The following is a 16,027-nucleotide window of genomic DNA, read 5'->3' as shown; positions in this document are numbered from 1 at the left end:
CATGGCCTTGCTGGATGCCCTGACGTACATCATCGGCGCTGACAACTCGAAGCTGGACAAAGAGATTGACCAGTCCGAGAAGAAGGTGGACGAGTTCGGCAAGACGTTGACCTCGGCCGAAGGTCGGGCGCAATTGATGGAAGAGAACATCAAGGGCGCCTTCACTCGCATCGGCGGGGCCATTCTGGCAGCGGTTGCGGCGTCGCGGGCGCTTGGTGCCGCGGTGGAGCGCGCTCAGTTTATCGAGCAGATCCGCACAGTCAGCGAGGTGTCGGGCGCCGCCGTAGACGACGTGGACGCTTTCGGCAAGTCAGTCGAGCTTCTGGCGGGCGACGCCGAGGGTGCGCGTAGCTCGCTGGAAGGGTTGGGGCGGTCAGCTTATGACGCGATGCAGGATGTAAACAGCTCGCAGGCCAAAGCGTTTGCAGATCTGAAAGTCTCGCTGAAGGGTGCTGACGGCCAGATCAAGGGAACCATGGAACTGATGGGAGACCTGGCCGACGCCATCCAAGGGAAGGACCGCCGCAAGGCTGAGGGGATGCTGGCGGGCGTGGGCATCACCGACCGCAAGACGATTGATCTCCTTTTCAAGGGAAAGCAGGAGCTTTCCTCGTTGATGCGGGCCCAGAAAGAGCAGGGCGTCGTGACAAAGGAGTCGGTCGAGCGCGCGCGCGACTACACGGTGGCCATGGCCAAGCTGCGGCAATCGACGGGCGCAGTGCGAGATGGCATATCCGATTGGCTGTTGCCGGCAATCACGTGGGTGATCGAGAAGTTCGATGGGTTGGTCCGTTGGTTCCGCCGACATGAGACGTTCGTCCAGGGCTTTTTTATCGCTTTGGCAGGCGTGCTGACAGTGACATTCCTGCCGGCGGTTGTCGCCGCCGCTGGCGCGGTGTGGGCGCTGATCGCCCCTTTCCTGGCGGTGGCCGCGCCCATCGCCGCGGTGGTGGCGCTGTTCGCACTGCTGTACGACGACGTGATGAACTTCCTGGACGGGAATGATTCCCTGATCGGCCAGATCTCGGAGAAATACCCGATCGTCGGCGAAACGGTGAAGGCGATGGCCCAGGCGGTAAAGGATGCCTTTCAGTGGATCGTTGATGCACTGGCCGTGTCGTGGGAGGCCATCAAGGGCTTCCCCTCGAAGGCGCTCGGGGCATTTTCAGCGATGGGGGCCGGCATTAGCAGCATTTTCGGGGCAATTGTCCGGGTAGTGAAAAGTGCCTGGGACTACATCGGCAGCGTCTTCGACAGCGTTTCGTCGGTCATCAAGAAGATCGGCAAGTGGCTGGGTTTCGGTGGCGGCGACGATATCCAGGTGACGACGTCCAACGTTAACAAGGGGATTGCCGACGCTGAAGCGAAGGCCGCCGAGAACATGCAAGCGGCGCAGGCGCAGCTTGACCAAGCGTCGGCGAACCCCATGAATTCGATCACGTCGAACGCGATCTCGAATGCCAGCAACACGCACACCGAGACGAACGTCCAGATCGGTCAGGTCGCCGTACAGACCCAGGCAACCGACGCCCAGGGCATCAGCCAGTCGATCGGCGGCGGTTTGAAGGACGAGCTCAAGAACCTGCAGGCTGATTCCGCCAGTGGAGTGAAACGGTAATGCAGCTATCAGACAGCCTTTCCACCTCGACGCAGCAGCGTGTGGCAATCCTCGACGCTGACAGCCTACAGGTGCTGTTTGCGTCCGCCCAGCCGATGCGTGTCGCGGTCAGGGAAGCGAAGCGGGCGACGAAGTTCGCGGTCGAGGACGGAACGGAGCGATCGGACCATGTGGTTCGAGAGCTGAACGAGATCCAGATCGACTTCGTGCTGGCCGAGGACACTCGGAATCAGTTCGAGGCAATCAGGCAGGCCTTCGAGCAAAACAAGCTGGTGACGGTCCAGACGAAGGTGCGCAGCTACCCGAAGATGCTCATCGTTGACGTTCCTCACGATGAGACGCCGGAACTCGGAACTGCGGTCAACGTGCCGATCCGATTGCAGGAGTGGATTGAGGTCAAGCCAGAGTTCGGGACGCTGCCGCCGGAGAAGGTCCAGAACAAGAGCCAATCCAGTACGGTCAAGAGGGGCCAGCAAACCACACAGGAATCCAAACGCGGCGGTAGCGTACTGAGCGGCGTGAGCGGGGTATTCAAGTGAGAGATATATCGCTCCTGGCGGTCCCGAATCAGTCGTTCTCGGCCACCATCGACGGCGTTGTGTGGGATCTGTCCATCAAGGTGGCGCGCGGCATGATGCTGGCCGATGTGAAGCGCGATGGCGTCGACCTGGTGGTCGGGCAGCGCATCGTGGCAGAGTTTCCCATCCTGCCGTACCGCTACTTGAGCCACCAGGGCAATTTCGCCATCCTGACCCGGGATGGTGATCTGCCATGGTGGGAGGAATTCGGCCGTTCTCAGTCGCTGGTGTACCTGGAGCCTTCGGAGGTTGGTATCAATGATTGATCTACGCGCCATCCGGGTCGGAATCGAGGTTTCGGGCCGGATGAACTACTACAGCGCCGCGGACGGAATGCAGATCAAGGCGAGCGGCACGAAGTACGCCAACGCCACCCAGAACGAGTGCAGTGTCACGATCTCCAACCTTCGACGCGAGACACGCGACTTCGTGCTCACCGAGACCAGTCCGTTCAACAAGAACCGGACGCCCAAGCGGCTGGTGGTCGAGGTCGGGCGCGTGTCGACCGGCCTATTCAAGGTGTATACGGGCGACATCATCAGCGCGGAGCCCAGCAGCCCGCCCGATGTGGACATCGTCCTGAAGTCGAAGACGGGAAACGCTTCGAACAGCGTCGTGGTATCCAAGAGCGCCCAGGCGACTTCCAAGCTGTCGGCAATTGCCGCCGCGGTGGCATCGGATATCGGCGTCACTCTGGATTTCCAGGCGCTGGACAAACTCGTCGCCAACTACACCTACACGGGCGGGGCACTGGGCCAAGTGAACCGCCTGGCCGAGGCCGGCGGGGTGCGTGCGTTCGTGGACGACACCAGATTGATCATCCAGGACTTCGACAAGGCCGTGCGCGGCCGCGTCAAGATCCTGAACATGAACAGCGGCATGGTCGGCATACCGAAGGCAACGGAGAAAGGCGTGGAGGTGACCTACCTGATCGACGGGGAGTCGGTTCTGGGCGGCACCCTGCGTTTGGAAAGCAAGTTCAACCGGTCGCTGAACGGCGACTACAAGATCGACCAGCTGAAATTCGACGTGGCCAGCCACGAAGACCCCTTTTTCTATCAAGCGACATGCAGCCGACTGTAGCCCCCAACATCGACGGCGCCGACGACGGTAGCCTGTCTGGCGTTCTGAAGTCGTGGATCCGGTCGTTTATTCGCGAGAACCTGGACGACATGCTGCCGGCGCAGGTGGTCTCCTATGACGACGCTTCGAACCGAGCCGTGATCAAGCCGTTGATCATGGTGGGTACGACCGAGGGCAGGAAGATCTCGCGCGGCGCCATTCCGAACATCCCCATTTTCCGGTTCGGCGGTGGCGGCTTCTTCATGCGGTTTCCGATCAAGCCTGGCGACTTCGGCTGGCTCAAGGCAAACGACCGGGATGTGTCGTTGATGTTCCAGCGCGGCGGCCGCGAGGACTGGCCCAATACCGAACGGCTGCATTCGTTCTCTGACGCGATGTTCTTTCCTGACACGATCAAGGACTGGGCGATCGAAGGCGAGAACGCCGATGCGCTGGTTCTCCAGTCGATGGATGGGGTTGTGTGCATCTCCCTGCACGCCGGTGAGGTGCGGATCAAGGCGCCAAGGGGAAAGATCGAGATCCCGGAAACGGAATGGATCGGAAACATCGAGTTCAAGGGCAATGTGGCCACCAGCGGCGGCAACGTGGCGATGTCTGGCGGCACCCTGACCCACAACGGCAAGAACATCGGCGACACGCACACCCATAGCGGGGTTCAGGTGGGCGGCGCAAACACGGGAGGTCCGAATTGATCACATTCAAGACCGACGAGAACAACGACTTCGTGACGTTGCCCAACGGCAACCTGGCGATGGAGCAGGACGTGCAGGCGGTGGCGCAGGAGGCCAAACACTTCGCGGCAACGGCCCGCGCCGAGATGATCCATGCCTTCGACGAGGGCATCCCGTTTCTGCGGGAGGCGTTCAGCAAGCAACCGAACCTGGCGCAGTTCGAAGCGGCGTTGCGCCGCCGGCTGCTGGAGACACCGGACGTCACTGGAATTTTGAGTCTGGACACGCAGGCAGAGGGCGAAGCGCTGAAGTACACGGCGGCGCTGCAAACCACATACGGCACGGTGGCAATCAATGGCTGATTACAGTTTCATCGTCAACCGAGGCGTCATCGTCCCGGACACCGCCACCACGCGCGCACAGGTGGAGGCAGAGTTCCGCGCGGTGTTCGGCGACGACATGCCCACCGATCCGGCGACGCCTCAAGGCCTGCTGATCACTCGGATCACCGAAGAGCGCGACGCGATCGCGCGCAATAATGCTGAGCTGGCCAACCAGATCAATCCGGCCTTGTCCGGTGGGGTGTTCTTGGACTCGCTGATGGCCCTGACGGGCGGGCGCCGGCGGAGCAGTGTGCGGTCTCTGATCGTGGGCGCTGTCCTCGGTGGTGTGCCTGGCACGAACGTTCCTGCCGGCTCGATTGCCGAGGCCGAGCAGGGCGAGCAGTTCGAGCTGGTGAACACGGTGGTGCTCGATGCGACCGGCTCCGCTGCCGGCAACCTTCGCGCGCTGCAGGATGGCGAGATCATCGTCCCTGCGGGCGGCCTGAACACCGTTGCATCGAGCGTCCTTGGATGGGAGACCATCACGAATCCGGCTGCGGCGATACCGGGGCAGCGCGAAGAGAATGACGTCTTGCTTCGGCGTCGGCGCGCGCAGACGCTGGCGCTACAGACGACGTCGATCAACGAGGCGATCGTCTCGCGGCTTTATGACATCGAGGCTGTCCGGTCCTGCTATTACCTGGAAAACTTCGAAGACGTCAATCGAGTGGTCGACGGCATCACAATGCGCAAGCACAGCATCTGGGCCTGCGTCGAGGGCGGCACGGATATGGAGGTCGCACGGGCTCTTTTCGAAACGAAGACGGTGGGTGGCGGCTACAACGGGGCGGTCGTGGTGCAAGTTCCTGATCCGATCAACGGTCGCCTGTATGAGGTCAAGTTCGATCGGCCGCAAGAGGTGACACTGCTGATCAGGGTGACCGTGCGTTCGAGCACTCTCGATGTGCAGCAGCTGATTCCGGACTTGGTCATGAATTACGTGAACGGCGAGACCGACGGTGACGTCAGCTTCGTGGTTGGCAGTGACGTTTCCACCTTCGAGATAGCCAGCGCGATTAACCAGCAGGAGCCTTCGATCTTCGTCAAGAAGGTTGAGTTGTCGGTCGTCGGCTCCGGCACCTGGTCGGCGGACACGATGGTGATCGCTCCGAACCAGATCGCTCGCACGCAACGCAGCTCGATTCAGGTGGTGATCTCATGAGCGGAACCCAAGAATTCGACTTCTCGGTCGATCTGATGCGCTCCATCCTGTGGCAGTACGAAGGCGCCCCGCGCGCGGTGGCGCTGGCAAGGAACGACCAGGCCTGGCTTGATAGTCACCAGGCAAAGTTCTGGCAAGACTGGCATCGGGACGTCTTCGATCTAGACTCGGCCAACGAATTCGGCCTGGCAGTCTGGGCCCGGATTCTGGGCGTGTCGCTCGAAATCGGTGAGCCGCGCCGGGTCGAGGGCGTCTTCGGATTTGGTCCGGCGAACAAAAACTTCGGCAATGGAAACTTCGGGCGCGCTGCCGATAGGCAGGTCAGCCTCGACATCGAGTCGGCCCGCAAGCTCTTAAAGCTGCGTTGGTTCCAGCTGACGATGCGGCCAACTGCGCCGAACATCAATCAGGCGATGGCCAATGTGTTCGGTGAGGGCGTCGCCTATGTGGCGGACAGCTACGACATGACGCTGGTGACGTTCTTTTTCACCCAGGCGCCCGACTACAGGTTGCGTCGTCTGCTGGAGAAGACGGATATCTTGCCCCGGCCGTCCACTGTGAAGGTGGGCTGGAAAGTGCAGGTCAAGCCGTCATGGGGCTTCGGCCAAAACCACCTCAATTTCGAAAACGGAAACTTTGGAGCTTAAATGGCTACCAGGATCTACAAGACGCCGTTCGCGGCAACGGGTGACAAGGAAGTGCTGGCGACGGCCGATCAACCGGACGGCAAGGTGTCGCTTTCGGCTGGATGGACGCCCGATTACGAGCTTCCCAGTGACAACCCGAACTATCGCCCGGTCGGCCGGGCCGAGATGAACGGTGTGATCAACGAGGTAACTGAAGCCCTCGGAGGCGTGCAACTCCACGGATTCGCCACCTGGCAAGACATCGACGGAGGATGGCCGAGCGGTGCTCACGTGCTTTCCGGCGACACCGTCTACCGGTCGGACGTGAACAACAACACGACCAACCCGGGCACGGGCGGCGCGGGTTGGTCGCAGCCGTTTGCCGGCCGCCTGCTCAACGTGCAAGTCTTTCCCACGGCAGGAACTTTCACATATACCCCGACGTCCGGAACTCGTTCAATCGTGGTGGAAGTTCAGGGAGCGGGCGGAGCCGGCGGAGGATCTCAGGCGACAGGTGCATCTACTGTGAGCACATGCCCTGGCGGGAACGCCGGAGCATATGGGAAATCGCGAATTGTGACGGGCTTTGCCAGTGTTTCTGTCATGGTCGGGGCGCCGGGGTCTGGCGCCCTGGGCGCCAGCGGCGGGAGTGGTGGCGCATCTTCCTTCGGAGCGCTTGTGTCCGCCCCGGGGGGGCAAGGCGGCCAATCCTATACCGCTGGCGCAGCTCCGGTTTTCTGCATTAACAACAGCGCGCAGACGAGCGCCACTGGTGGGAATATCGTGAATGCATCGGGCGGCCGGGGACAACCTGGCGCGGCCACTAGCGTCACGTTTGGAGGCAGTGGCGAGGGAGGGGCATCGGTCTACGGCTCTGGAGGCCGGGCCATCGGTGTGTTCGCGACGCCCACGAACGGTGTCGCAGGTGTAGCACCGGGAAGCGGCGGGTCCGGAGGCGCTGGTGGTGCGGGGGCTGGCGCGACTACTGGCGGCACTGGCGCGCCCGGGATTGTTATCGTTTGGGAGTACGCATGATGCGGACTTATGCTCTTATCATTGATGGTGCGGTGGCGGAACTACTGTCAACCGAAGGGGATATCAAGAAAATGTTCCACCCAGATTTATTGTGGGTGGATATCACGGACGTTGAGCCAACGCCAGCAGTAGGTTGGCTTCATATGGATGGCACCTTCCATTTGCCTCAGAAGCCGCCGCCATCTGAGGCAGAAGTGTTAGCCGAAATCGATTCCCGGCTTGGCAATGCGCTTTTACGCGTATTTCCACTGATGTTCATGGTCGAGTCCGGTGAGGCGTCGCCAGAAGAGGTGATGCTGCTGAAGCGCTGGAAGCGTTACACAGTCGACGTCAGCCGTATTGCGAGTGATCCGGCATTCCCCGCGAGGGTGAAATGGCCTGAAGTTCCAGTTTAATCGGTGGAACGGCAATGGCTACGACGAAGGAACATTGACCCCAAAGCGTTTGGCGACCTAGAATCGCGGCCTAACTGCGAGAGGTAAAGATGGCGAGACTCCCAATGATTGATGGCTTACGTGGTCTAGCCATTGTCGCTGTTATTTATCAGCATACTGTGTCGCTGCGCGTGGATGCTTCTGGGTTTCCTGTTCTTTCCGTGCTGTCGAACAGTGGCTGGCTGGGGGTCAATCTTTTCTTCTTCCTGTCCGGATTTGTTCTATATCTGCCATACGTTTCAGGAGAGCGCAGGCTGTCATGTGCTCATGATATTTGGCAGTTCTACAAGCGGCGCGCAATGCGTTTGCTGCCCTTGCTTGGGCTCTGTGTTCTGATGCTGTCCGTTTTCTATGCCCCCTTGGATCTAAGCAGTCCTGCTGCCTACCTTGACCTTCTCAGGTACATGACGTTCACGACCTGGTTTTCGGAGCGTATGTTTTTCCCCGGCGTCAATTGGGTGCTTTGGTCCCTGGTGGTGGAAATTTGGTTTTCTATCCTGTTCCCTTTTCTTCTGTTGTTTATTAGACGATTTGGGTGGGGGCCGGTTCTGGCAGTAGGTTTGTCTCTTTCGACGGCCACAAGGATTTTTGGAGAGTGGCTTGTGGTCGGCCCGAGACTGCCTTTGAACTTCATATCAGACTCGGTGATCGGGCGGTTGGATGATTTTTTGTTTGGAATGTTGGCAGCTCATTGGAGCTTGCGTACCGATGATCCTAGATGGGCGGTGTGGAAGTTTGTCGGTGGCGCCGTTCTAATCTATTGCGGCATGGCCCTCTGGACTGCTTGGCTTTCTGGCCGATTTCCGTCGTGGACCGCCGGCACGTTCAATACGCTGTTGTGCGTCGGGATGCTGCTTTGCACTGTTACGTTGCTTAGATCGAAGTCGTCGCTAACCAGAGTCTTTACCTCATGGCCCCTGCAGATGATGGGTTTGATGAGCTATAGCCTATATTTGTGGCACGGTGTAATAGCGGTAAAGCTGGCACCCTTCGTCACTGGATTTTGGCCGTATATCGGCTATTTGGTTTTGACGTTTTCGATATCTTGGTACACGTACCGATACATCGAATTCAGAGGGGTGCCAGATTGGCGGCAACTACTTCCTGTTGGGCGATTCTCGCCGTTTGGAATGTGCCTCTCGACTCCCGACCAGAGTAGGCCAAACCATGCTGAGAGGTTTAGATAAGCCTCGGCTAGGCTTTCTCATGAGATTTTCATTGACCCGCTTCGGCGGGCTTTTTTTCGTTTATAGGGGACGCGATTGAACATCCAAGACTTCGACGCCTTCGCGGCAAAGTTCGCTGGCGTGCTGGGCGCGGCTGTGTCCATGCGTTACCTGCAGGGATCCTGGCCGGCGCGCTTGAGCATGGCCGTCAGTGGATCTCTCGTTGCCTACTACGGGGCTCCATATCTGTCTCTGCTGCTGGGCATACCGGAGGGCCTGGCGGGCTTCTTGACCGGCATGTTTGGCATGGCGATCGTTTCGCGCGCATGGGAGGCCGTCCAGGCTGCGCCCATCGGGGCGCTGTGGCAGGCCGTGATTGACCGCGTGCGCGGCAAAGGGGCATGACATGGACAGCACCATCTACTTGACTCTCTGGGCCGTGTTGGCCTTCGTGAGTTGGCTCATCGTCGCCGGCGGCGCGGTGCTGGCCATATTCTCGCGCGCCATCAAGGACACGACCTTCGAGCGGATCGGCCTGGCCGCCGTCAGCCTGACCGCCACCGGCGCCGCGTGCCGGATATTCATCGCGGGCTGGGCGAGCGCCGGTGATGCCGCGCTTGCCGCGTCGGCCGCCTTCTACGTTGCCGCCGTGACGGCAAAGCACATCAGGAAACCCACGCTATGACCCTGGATACCATCGTCTCTGACGCAATCACCCCGGCGCTGGCGCTGCTGCCGGCGCGCATGGACACGCCGGCGGCGCGCGTCATGCTGCTGGCCATCGGCCTGCAAGAAAGTCGATTCACGCATCGGCAGCAGATCGGCGGGCCGGCGCGCGGCTTCTGGCAGTTCGAAAAGGGCACGCGCGCCAGCCGCGGCGGCGTGTGGGGCGTGTTCCTGCACGCGGCGAGCAAGGACCACCTGGTGGCGCTGTGCAAGGCCCGCAGTGTGGCGTGCGACCCGGACGCCATCTACGCCGCGCTCGAGTATGACGACGTGCTGGCCGCCGGCGTCGCGCGGCTGCTGCTGTGGACCGATCCGAAGGCGCTGCCGCCGGTCGGTGATGCTGACGCCGGCTGGGCGCTCTACCTGCGCACCTGGCGCCCGGGCAGGCCGCATCCCCAGACCTGGCCAGTTCTCTACCGCCAGGCCGTCGCGCAGGTGCAGCCGTGAACCCGTTCCTGCGCATGGCGCTGCCCTGGATCGGCGGCGCGGCGGTGGTGATGGTGCTGGGCGCCGGCGTCGTGCTCTATGGGCATTCTCAGCGCGTCGCCGGCCGGGAAGAGTGCCAGGCAGCCCATCGCCTAGCCGAGCTGGAAGGCTTCAAAACCGAGGCCGAACGGCTGACCGGGCTGTCCGGCGGCATCCAGGCCCTTATCGACCAACTCGCCGCGACGCGGCCGCAGGTCATCGAGAGGTACACCCGTGAAATCGTTCAGCGCCCTTTGCCTGCTGACTGCGTGCGCGACCCTGGCCGGGTGCGCGCAACCAACGACGGTATCGATGCGGCCAACGCTGCCCGTCAATCTCAGCGCACCGTGCCCGCCAATTCCTCGCGTTGATTCGCCGTCCTGGGATGACCTTGCGCAGGCGCACGTGGCGCTGGCGTTCCAGTATGCGGAGTGCGCCGCGCGCCACCAGGCGGTCGTGGACGCCTGGGCCAGGCCCTAAACCGCGTCCGCCCGCTTGGCCGACCAGAACCAGTGGGTGTGTTTTGCCCGCTTGGCCTTCTGGCGCCGGAAGGTGAGGCGCACCAGGCCGGCGTGGCCGGCGTCGATCTCGACCGGGTAGTCGCGGTCCTCGGCGGTGGCCGCCGGCGGCAGGGTGAGGGCGGCCTGGGCCACGTACTGGCCGGGGACCCGTTCGAGGATTCCGTTGTCTTCCATGCGCCATCCCCCCCCAAAAAACCGTTCCGCAATCGAAAATCGGTGATTGATTCTAAAGGGATTTTTCGGCGGTACGCCAATATGATTGCGGAACGGCTATTGGCCGGGAACCCGCATAAAACCTGGATTCCTCGGCAGACTCATAATCCGTTGGTGCCGAGTTCGACTCTCGGGGGGCCTACCAAGAATTAGCGCGGGTTTGCGGGCAGTTTACGCAACCCGCGCTTTCTTTTGCGTGGGGGGGGGGCCGATCTTCCCAAGAGCTTGTTTGATCGACTCGGCAGCCAAGTGGCTGTAGTGTTTCGTGCTCGCTGCGGACTTGTACCCATCCTAACAAAGGTTAGGGCGTGGGAGGGGCGGAGCGACCAGAGTCGATGCTGGACTTAACAAGGTGGCGGAACCGGCGCCCTTTGAATTGTGATTGTCTGGAATCGATGTTATTGACCATGAACCTCCATCGGAGGTCTCGGATCTGTACGATTGGGGCAGCTTCAATAGGCCCGTTCCGCTATCGCCAGCCTGCTCTACAGCGAAGCGCGTTGCGGCCTGAGCGTTGGGGCTTTCCATCTCATCGTCAGAACATGGTTCAGCCATGCTGAACCGGGGGTCTCAACGTAGCGGAAAACAACTGCGGCAAAGAACAGGGCGAAAATTGGGTTAACCCAGAAGTGCCATTGCGGCAGCTGGTCTCCGTCTGTCCAGCCTAGCTCCTGGCTGAGCATGTTCAGTATTTTGAATACGAATAGATGGGTCAAGTAAAGGGAATAGGAGATTTTCCCAAGCCACAGGGACCACGTCGGGACCCCCAGATGAGCGACCTTGCTGAGCATCGCAATGCTCAGGAAAAGCAGAAATACTCCTCCCCCCCAGCCGAGTGGGCCATGGAAGGTCGTAATACCTGCGGCCGATAGAACGACTATGAGAATCGCCGCCGCGGCTGTGAGGCCCAATAGCACGTAACGATTCGGCAGCCAAACGTTCGACAGGTATACCTTGCCGACAAGCATGCCCAACACGAACTCAATCACGATGGGATTGACGGCTAGATTCGCATACTTGAAGTCGAGGTATCTATGATTGTCAGTGACGCTAAGGTTGAAGGTTCCGGTCGACATAGGAATTGCGACGACCGTCAACATGAACCATACTGAGAGCGCTACCCAGCGGCCGTTCTTGAAACACAGAGATAGGGCGAAGACTACATAAAAATAGAATTCGAAGCATAGCGTCCATGCCACGGGGTTAGGCAGTGAAAAGTATGGTGGGGATGTCGGATTGACGGGAATAAAAAGCAGACTCTCAATAAATATTCTGTATTCAGACAGCGGCAGAGGGAACGCAGAAGAGTAATGTGCTAACGCCAAAAATAGGCAGCATGTGAAGGCGTAGACGGGCCAGATCCGTGCTACACGCCTATATAAGAAACGATAGGTGTACCTCCAGCTTCCATCACTATCGGTCGTTGTAAGGACCATGAGAAAGCCACTTAGCATGAAGAACAGATCGACCCCCATCGCGCCAGGATAGAAAAAGGTCTTGGCTACGAATTCGCCCGTTTCGCCGCGCAGATAGAGGCGAGCATGCACCATGACGACCATCAGTGCGGTGATTCCACGCAAAGCTTGTACCCACGGCAAAAAGTTTTTCTGATCTTTCATGGACAGTCTCGAATGCAGGGCGATAGGGAGCCGGATTGTATCTCTCCTAAAAGAACCTCCATAGGCTGAAGCTGCTGTCCAGCAACAATTGAGTAGAACGGCTCCTGTGGCCTTTTTTCGTCCAAAAAGAATGCGCATGGACACGCCGCAATACGGCGATCTTGTGAGTTACGTTTCGGTGCTTGAGAGGCGCGTTAACAGTTTGTACGCACTGGGGTGTCGCCGCCTTTCTCACGGATTCGCTTTTGAGTGTGCTCGTTACGGAGCTCCCACTTACGCGCCGTCTGCAAACTGGCGGCCCGGCGCGGGGTTTCTGGCCCAAGGAGTTCCGGCTACAGTCGATGTGGCCCAAGCCGCTCTAAACCAGGACGACAATGCTCAAGCTAAAATCGATCGTATGCCCTATTGCGGCTCTTTTGCTGGGCTTCGTCGCAGGTGGATCCGAAACCGGGAGCCGGAGAGCAATGGCTTCCGCGTGCAGTCTAGCCCTGCCTTCATCACCTGAGGGGCAATCTGACCCAGCGCACCGCCGATAGAGTTTCGGCCCACACTGAGCTGAGCGCGGGGCTTTGCGTCTGGCCAGAGGCTGGCGATGGAGGCCCCGCGGCTAGCTGGCAGTTTTATTTCGTGGTCAGCGCTAGGCTCACGCATCCAGCTACCGCAACCTTCGTACGGGAAGGTTGCTGCAATCGGGAAATCGGGTCTCTGCGACAGAATGAACGGTGCGCTCGTCGGCGGTTTCTCCGTGTCAACGAGTGCAGTCCAGTAGCGTTGTGCCTACCCGCTCTACCTATGCGAGGTCATGCATGTTCCATTCGGTGTACCGATCAGGCAACCGGCTGACGCTCGTCATCTTGCTGATCGCAGTGGTCGTGTTGGCGGCTCTGGCCCGTATTGATTGGCTGATGGTCGGGCTGGGGCCGTACTTCCCGGCGTATTGGACAGCTGTGCTGGCTTGGCTTGTCTGCGTGGGGCTGGTCATTCGCCGGCAGCGGCGCTGGTGGGTGCTGGCTACAGCGGTTGTGGTGCTTTACCCGGCGGCTCGGGTGGCGGGTTTTCTGTATGAATGCTCGCAGAAGGCGTGCATTTTCTGAGGGTCCGATTGCGGCCTGATTCAGCATCTCGGGCGTTCGGCAGGTGACTGAGTGCCCAGATCCCAGCCTATTTCCATCGAAGTGCTAATTTTGTCTGTTTAAGAATTAAAAAGTTACAAAAACAGCAAAGAACTTAACAAAGCTTAAACAAGTACTCCAACTTGGGCCTGGGGGCACGCCTATATTCCTGGCTTATTGCTGAATTTAACAAAAATAGCGTTTCAGTCGATTTCGAGAGGGTTGCGGCCTTCCGAGACAGACAACAGGAACGCAGTTTACCAAGCGCGCCCACTCATGTTGTTGCGATCCCTTCGGTTTTTCCGTGGTCTTTGCCGCGGTGCATTGCTATCGATCGCCATGCAGCGGGGGACGGGACAGGCGCTGCTGTCGCTATCTCGGCCGGCTCATGCCGGCCGCTTGTCTTTGTACCCGTAGGTCCCCCATGCAAATCCTGCACACCCTTTCCGGCCCTAACCTGGGCGGCATGGAGTTTCGCGTCCTGGATCAGGCGCGCTGGCTTCGCGAGCATGGCCACGCCGTGGCGATCGCCGCACCGCCGGCCAGCGAGACGCTGAAACTGGCTCGTAGTTGGGGGCTGGCGACGATCGGCATGGATTTCAGTGCGCCGTATTCGTGGTCTGGCGTCATGTTGCTGCGCCAGATCGTGAAGGACCTGCGCATCCAGGTCATCGATGCCCATGGCACGCCCGATGCCAAGGCCAGCGCGCTGTGCCGCGATCTGTGCTCGCTGGTCAGGACCTGGCACTTCTCCCGTCCGTTGCGCACGTCATGGCGCCGTCGGCTGGAATGGCGCCTGGGTTGCCATCGCGTGATCACCACCAGCGAAGGTGGCGCGCAGGACATCGTCACGGCGGGCTTCGCGGGACGTGAGCGGATCAGCGTTGTAGGCGAGTGGGCCGAGCACGGTTTTTTCTCTGACACCGACAAGCCGGCCGTGCGCCAATCCCTGCGCAAGGAACTGGCCGTGAACCCGGCCGCGTTCGTGGTGGCGACCATCGGCATGCTGCGGCCCGACAAGCGCCAGGAAGATCTGCTGCGCGTCGTGAACGTATTGCGGCAACGCGGTATTCCGGCGCACGCGTTGGTTGTGGGCATGCCCACGGGGGCGACGGCGGCCTACGGGCAGCAGCTGCGCAACCTGGTGACCGAACTCGGGATGGGTGACCACGTGACCTTTGCCGGCCATCGCGAAGACGTCGCCAATGTCCTGCATGCTGCTGACGCCATACTGGTGCCGTCCGTGAACGAGGCCTGGTCGCGGGTTGTACCGGAAGCCTTTGCGTCGCGCTGCCCCGTGGTGGCCAGTGCGGTGGGCGGCTTGCCCGAGATCGTGCACCCCGGCGAGACCGGCTGGCTGGCGCCGGCAGGCGACGTGGTGGGCTTTGCGGATCATCTGGCCTGGATCTGGGCCAATCCAGGGCAGGCAGCCCAGATCGCGGAACAGGCGCGCCGCTATGCCGACCGGCATTTCATGCTGCCTCAGAAAATGGCGGAAACGCTGGGGGCGTATCAGGTCGCGATGGAACACGCGAAGCTCGCCCGTAACGTCGAGGCGGTTGCCTGACGCCGCGTCGATAGTCGTAGCGGCTTGTGCGTAGACAACAAGGCCGGCTTGCCGATGATTCGGCAGCCGGCCTTGTCACGTTGTGGCTCAGGGGTGCTGGCGGTGCACCATGCGGCCAAAACAGCGCATGACGGCCGAGACGGTGGTGGCTTCGCGCCAGTACTTGCGGCGCATGGTGCGCAAGGGCAGCCACCACGGCTTGACGATGATGTTGGCGGCCCACGCCGGGCGCCAGCGCGGCATGTTGCGGGGACGATCAACGATGGTAACGGTAGGCAGGCCGCAGCATGAGGCCAGGTGGCCGATGCCGGAGTCGGTGCCGATGAACCAGCCGGATTCATAGATTTCCGCGGCGACGCCTTCGATGGAGGGCGCCTGGACGTGCCCGGCATGCGCGGGCTCCAGCAGCGGCAACCAATATTCGCGTTCGGACGGGGCCAGCACGAACACCGGTTCGTAACCCATGGCGCGCAGGCGCTTGGCGACGATGACGTACTTGCCGGGCGTCCAGCAGCGTTCCGCCTCGCTGGAGGTCGGATGCAGGATCACCCGCTTGGGGTGACGGCGCGCCTTGAAGCGGGCAGGGGCCTGCAGTCCGTTGTCGTCGCTCCAGTGGGTCAGGCCAAAGGCATCGAAAGAGAATCTGCGGAATTCATCGAGGATGCCGTTGGGCGAGCTGTGCTTGCGCGGCGTCGGTTGGGCCTGGCCCCACGCCTTGGTACTGAGAAAGCGCTTGCAGACGCGACCGAGACCGTCGAACGGGCTGTCCGGGTCCATCTGCACGATGGTGTCGTAGCCCGCCAGGTTGGTGATGTCCGACGGCAGGGGCTGGATGTCGAAATCGGGAAACCATTCCCGCAGGGCATAGCCGTGGACGCCATAGACGGAGATATCCCGACCTGCCTTGCGCAGGTTGTTGGCGATGGTCATCTGGTACAGCGAATCGCCCAGCCGGTTGGACAGCACCAGGGCCGTTTTTTCGGCCGGGAGGGGATGAGCGTGGCTCACGGCAAGTCTTCCAATTTTTCGATGACCCGGAGGATAACCG

The 16,027-nt window shown here is 60.7% G+C and carries 21 protein-coding genes; 18 read left to right on the top strand and 3 right to left on the bottom strand.

The features are described from left to right. Position 1 precedes the first annotated feature (1 nt). The 16 genes from HV798_RS10120 to lysC all read left to right on the top strand — a co-directional run bounded on the left by HV798_RS10120 (position 2) and on the right by lysC (position 10,427). On the top strand, positions 2 to 1,618 hold the full coding sequence (locus tag HV798_RS10120; RefSeq protein ID WP_175216362.1) for a phage tail tape measure protein: 1,617 nt from the start codon (positions 2 to 4) through the stop codon (positions 1,616 to 1,618). After that, entirely contained in the window at positions 1,618 to 2,157 is a 540-nt protein-coding gene (locus HV798_RS10115) for a phage baseplate protein (protein ID WP_175191999.1), read from the top strand. The genes HV798_RS10120 and HV798_RS10115 overlap by 1 nt, the downstream gene beginning before the upstream one ends. After that, complete coding sequence (locus tag HV798_RS10110; RefSeq protein WP_175192000.1) at positions 2,154 to 2,462, top strand: phage baseplate plug family protein; 309 nt, start codon at positions 2,154 to 2,156, stop codon at positions 2,460 to 2,462. The genes HV798_RS10115 and HV798_RS10110 overlap by 4 nt, the downstream gene beginning before the upstream one ends. Continuing rightward, positions 2,455 to 3,279, top strand: a complete 825-nt coding sequence (locus tag HV798_RS10105) for a baseplate hub protein (RefSeq protein ID WP_175192001.1) — start codon at positions 2,455 to 2,457, stop codon at positions 3,277 to 3,279. The genes HV798_RS10110 and HV798_RS10105 overlap by 8 nt, the downstream gene beginning before the upstream one ends. Next, positions 3,264 to 3,971, top strand: coding sequence for a Gp138 family membrane-puncturing spike protein (locus tag HV798_RS10100; RefSeq protein WP_175192002.1), 708 nt, complete (start codon positions 3,264 to 3,266; stop codon positions 3,969 to 3,971). Before HV798_RS10105 ends, HV798_RS10100 begins: the two co-directional genes overlap by 16 nt. Further along, positions 3,968 to 4,312, top strand: a complete 345-nt coding sequence (locus HV798_RS10095; RefSeq protein WP_175192003.1) for a contractile injection system sheath initiator — start codon at positions 3,968 to 3,970, stop codon at positions 4,310 to 4,312. Before HV798_RS10100 ends, HV798_RS10095 begins: the two co-directional genes overlap by 4 nt. After that, positions 4,305 to 5,495, top strand: coding sequence for a baseplate J/gp47 family protein (locus HV798_RS10090; RefSeq protein WP_175216361.1), 1,191 nt, complete (start codon positions 4,305 to 4,307; stop codon positions 5,493 to 5,495). The genes HV798_RS10095 and HV798_RS10090 overlap by 8 nt, the downstream gene beginning before the upstream one ends. Next, a complete protein-coding gene (locus tag HV798_RS10085; protein ID WP_175192005.1) occupies positions 5,492 to 6,142 on the top strand; it encodes a DUF2612 domain-containing protein in 651 nt (216 codons plus the stop codon). Before HV798_RS10090 ends, HV798_RS10085 begins: the two co-directional genes overlap by 4 nt. After that, positions 6,143 to 7,156 carry a glycine-rich domain-containing protein gene (locus HV798_RS31985; RefSeq protein WP_484456031.1) on the top strand — a complete coding sequence of 338 codons (1,014 nt, stop codon included), beginning with the start codon at positions 6,143 to 6,145 and terminating at the stop codon, positions 7,154 to 7,156. It begins immediately after the preceding gene. After that, positions 7,153 to 7,551, top strand: coding sequence for a tail fiber assembly protein (locus HV798_RS10080; RefSeq protein WP_175192006.1), 399 nt, complete (start codon positions 7,153 to 7,155; stop codon positions 7,549 to 7,551). The genes HV798_RS31985 and HV798_RS10080 overlap by 4 nt, the downstream gene beginning before the upstream one ends. A gap of 104 nt (positions 7,552 to 7,655) precedes the next feature. Beyond that, the gene (locus HV798_RS10075) at positions 7,656 to 8,777 is read left to right on the top strand and encodes an acyltransferase family protein (RefSeq protein ID WP_175192007.1); all 1,122 of its coding nucleotides are present in this window, start codon (positions 7,656 to 7,658) and stop codon (positions 8,775 to 8,777) included. Between the two features lie 75 nt (positions 8,778 to 8,852). After that, positions 8,853 to 9,161 carry a hypothetical protein gene (locus tag HV798_RS10070; RefSeq protein WP_175216360.1) on the top strand — a complete coding sequence of 103 codons (309 nt, stop codon included), beginning with the start codon at positions 8,853 to 8,855 and terminating at the stop codon, positions 9,159 to 9,161. Position 9,162: 1 nt separating this feature from the next. Then, positions 9,163 to 9,441 carry a hypothetical protein gene (locus HV798_RS10065; RefSeq protein WP_175216359.1) on the top strand — a complete coding sequence of 93 codons (279 nt, stop codon included), beginning with the start codon at positions 9,163 to 9,165 and terminating at the stop codon, positions 9,439 to 9,441. Further along, positions 9,438 to 9,929 (top strand): hypothetical protein, encoded by a 492-nt coding sequence (locus HV798_RS10060; protein WP_175216358.1) that lies wholly within the window; start codon positions 9,438 to 9,440, stop codon positions 9,927 to 9,929. The genes HV798_RS10065 and HV798_RS10060 overlap by 4 nt, the downstream gene beginning before the upstream one ends. Beyond that, on the top strand, positions 9,926 to 10,318 hold the full coding sequence (locus HV798_RS10055) for a hypothetical protein (RefSeq protein WP_175216357.1): 393 nt from the start codon (positions 9,926 to 9,928) through the stop codon (positions 10,316 to 10,318). The genes HV798_RS10060 and HV798_RS10055 overlap by 4 nt, the downstream gene beginning before the upstream one ends. Next, entirely contained in the window at positions 10,260 to 10,427 is a 168-nt protein-coding gene (gene lysC / locus HV798_RS31930) for an Rz1-like lysis system protein LysC (protein ID WP_425486136.1), read from the top strand. Before HV798_RS10055 ends, lysC begins: the two co-directional genes overlap by 59 nt. Here the strand turns inward: lysC and HV798_RS10050 are convergent. Together HV798_RS10050 and HV798_RS10045 are read right to left on the bottom strand one after the other, a co-directional pair. Further along, a complete protein-coding gene (locus HV798_RS10050) occupies positions 10,424 to 10,642 on the bottom strand; it encodes a hypothetical protein (protein ID WP_175216356.1) in 219 nt (72 codons plus the stop codon). The genes lysC and HV798_RS10050 overlap by 4 nt on opposite strands. 524 nt (positions 10,643 to 11,166) lie before the next feature. Next, positions 11,167 to 12,300 (bottom strand): acyltransferase family protein, encoded by a 1,134-nt coding sequence (locus tag HV798_RS10045; protein ID WP_175192627.1) that lies wholly within the window; start codon positions 12,298 to 12,300, stop codon positions 11,167 to 11,169. Positions 12,301 to 13,106: 806 nt separating this feature from the next. Here HV798_RS10045 and HV798_RS10040 point away from each other — a divergent pair. Both HV798_RS10040 and HV798_RS10035 read left to right on the top strand, forming a co-directional pair. Then, on the top strand, positions 13,107 to 13,394 hold the full coding sequence (locus HV798_RS10040) for a hypothetical protein (protein WP_175192626.1): 288 nt from the start codon (positions 13,107 to 13,109) through the stop codon (positions 13,392 to 13,394). A 442-nt stretch (positions 13,395 to 13,836) separates the two neighbouring features. After that, the gene (locus tag HV798_RS10035) at positions 13,837 to 14,979 is read left to right on the top strand and encodes a glycosyltransferase family 4 protein (RefSeq protein WP_175192625.1); all 1,143 of its coding nucleotides are present in this window, start codon (positions 13,837 to 13,839) and stop codon (positions 14,977 to 14,979) included. 87 nt (positions 14,980 to 15,066) lie between these two features. Here HV798_RS10035 and HV798_RS10030 read toward each other — a convergent pair whose 3' ends face one another. Next, on the bottom strand, positions 15,067 to 15,987 hold the full coding sequence (locus HV798_RS10030; protein ID WP_246288670.1) for a glycosyltransferase family 9 protein: 921 nt from the start codon (positions 15,985 to 15,987) through the stop codon (positions 15,067 to 15,069). Positions 15,988 to 16,027 lie beyond the last annotated feature (40 nt).

Origin of the sequence: Achromobacter deleyi (assembly GCF_902859705.1) — a bacterium.
Lineage (GTDB): Bacteria > Pseudomonadota > Gammaproteobacteria > Burkholderiales > Burkholderiaceae_B > Achromobacter > Achromobacter deleyi.
The sequence above is the reverse complement of the archived record's forward strand: the minus strand, read 5'-3'. Positions and strand labels throughout refer to the sequence as shown.

Bases quoted from the DNA above. Each gene is read 5' to 3' on its own strand.
- HV798_RS10080 (WP_175192006.1), top strand. From the start codon at position 7,153: ATGATGCGGACTTATGCTCTTATCATTGATGGTGCGGTGGCGGAACTA.
- HV798_RS10065 (WP_175216359.1), top strand. From the start codon at position 9,163: ATGGACAGCACCATCTACTTGACTCTCTGGGCCGTGTTGGCCTTCGTG.
- HV798_RS10050 (WP_175216356.1), bottom strand. From the start codon at position 10,642: ATGGAAGACAACGGAATCCTCGAACGGGTCCCCGGCCAGTACGTGGCC.
- HV798_RS10040 (WP_175192626.1), top strand. From the start codon at position 13,107: ATGTTCCATTCGGTGTACCGATCAGGCAACCGGCTGACGCTCGTCATC.
- HV798_RS10105 (WP_175192001.1), top strand. From the start codon at position 2,455: ATGATTGATCTACGCGCCATCCGGGTCGGAATCGAGGTTTCGGGCCGG.
- HV798_RS31985 (WP_484456031.1), top strand. From the start codon at position 6,143: ATGGCTACCAGGATCTACAAGACGCCGTTCGCGGCAACGGGTGACAAG.
- HV798_RS10100 (WP_175192002.1), top strand. From the start codon at position 3,264: ATGCAGCCGACTGTAGCCCCCAACATCGACGGCGCCGACGACGGTAGC.
- HV798_RS10115 (WP_175191999.1), top strand. From the start codon at position 1,618: ATGCAGCTATCAGACAGCCTTTCCACCTCGACGCAGCAGCGTGTGGCA.
- HV798_RS10085 (WP_175192005.1), top strand. From the start codon at position 5,492: ATGAGCGGAACCCAAGAATTCGACTTCTCGGTCGATCTGATGCGCTCC.
- HV798_RS10035 (WP_175192625.1), top strand. From the start codon at position 13,837: ATGCAAATCCTGCACACCCTTTCCGGCCCTAACCTGGGCGGCATGGAG.
- HV798_RS10045 (WP_175192627.1), bottom strand. From the start codon at position 12,300: ATGAAAGATCAGAAAAACTTTTTGCCGTGGGTACAAGCTTTGCGTGGA.
- HV798_RS10120 (WP_175216362.1), top strand. From the start codon at position 2: ATGGCCTTGCTGGATGCCCTGACGTACATCATCGGCGCTGACAACTCG.
- lysC (WP_425486136.1), top strand. From the start codon at position 10,260: ATGCGGCCAACGCTGCCCGTCAATCTCAGCGCACCGTGCCCGCCAATT.
- HV798_RS10090 (WP_175216361.1), top strand. From the start codon at position 4,305: ATGGCTGATTACAGTTTCATCGTCAACCGAGGCGTCATCGTCCCGGAC.
- HV798_RS10075 (WP_175192007.1), top strand. From the start codon at position 7,656: ATGATTGATGGCTTACGTGGTCTAGCCATTGTCGCTGTTATTTATCAG.
- HV798_RS10060 (WP_175216358.1), top strand. From the start codon at position 9,438: ATGACCCTGGATACCATCGTCTCTGACGCAATCACCCCGGCGCTGGCG.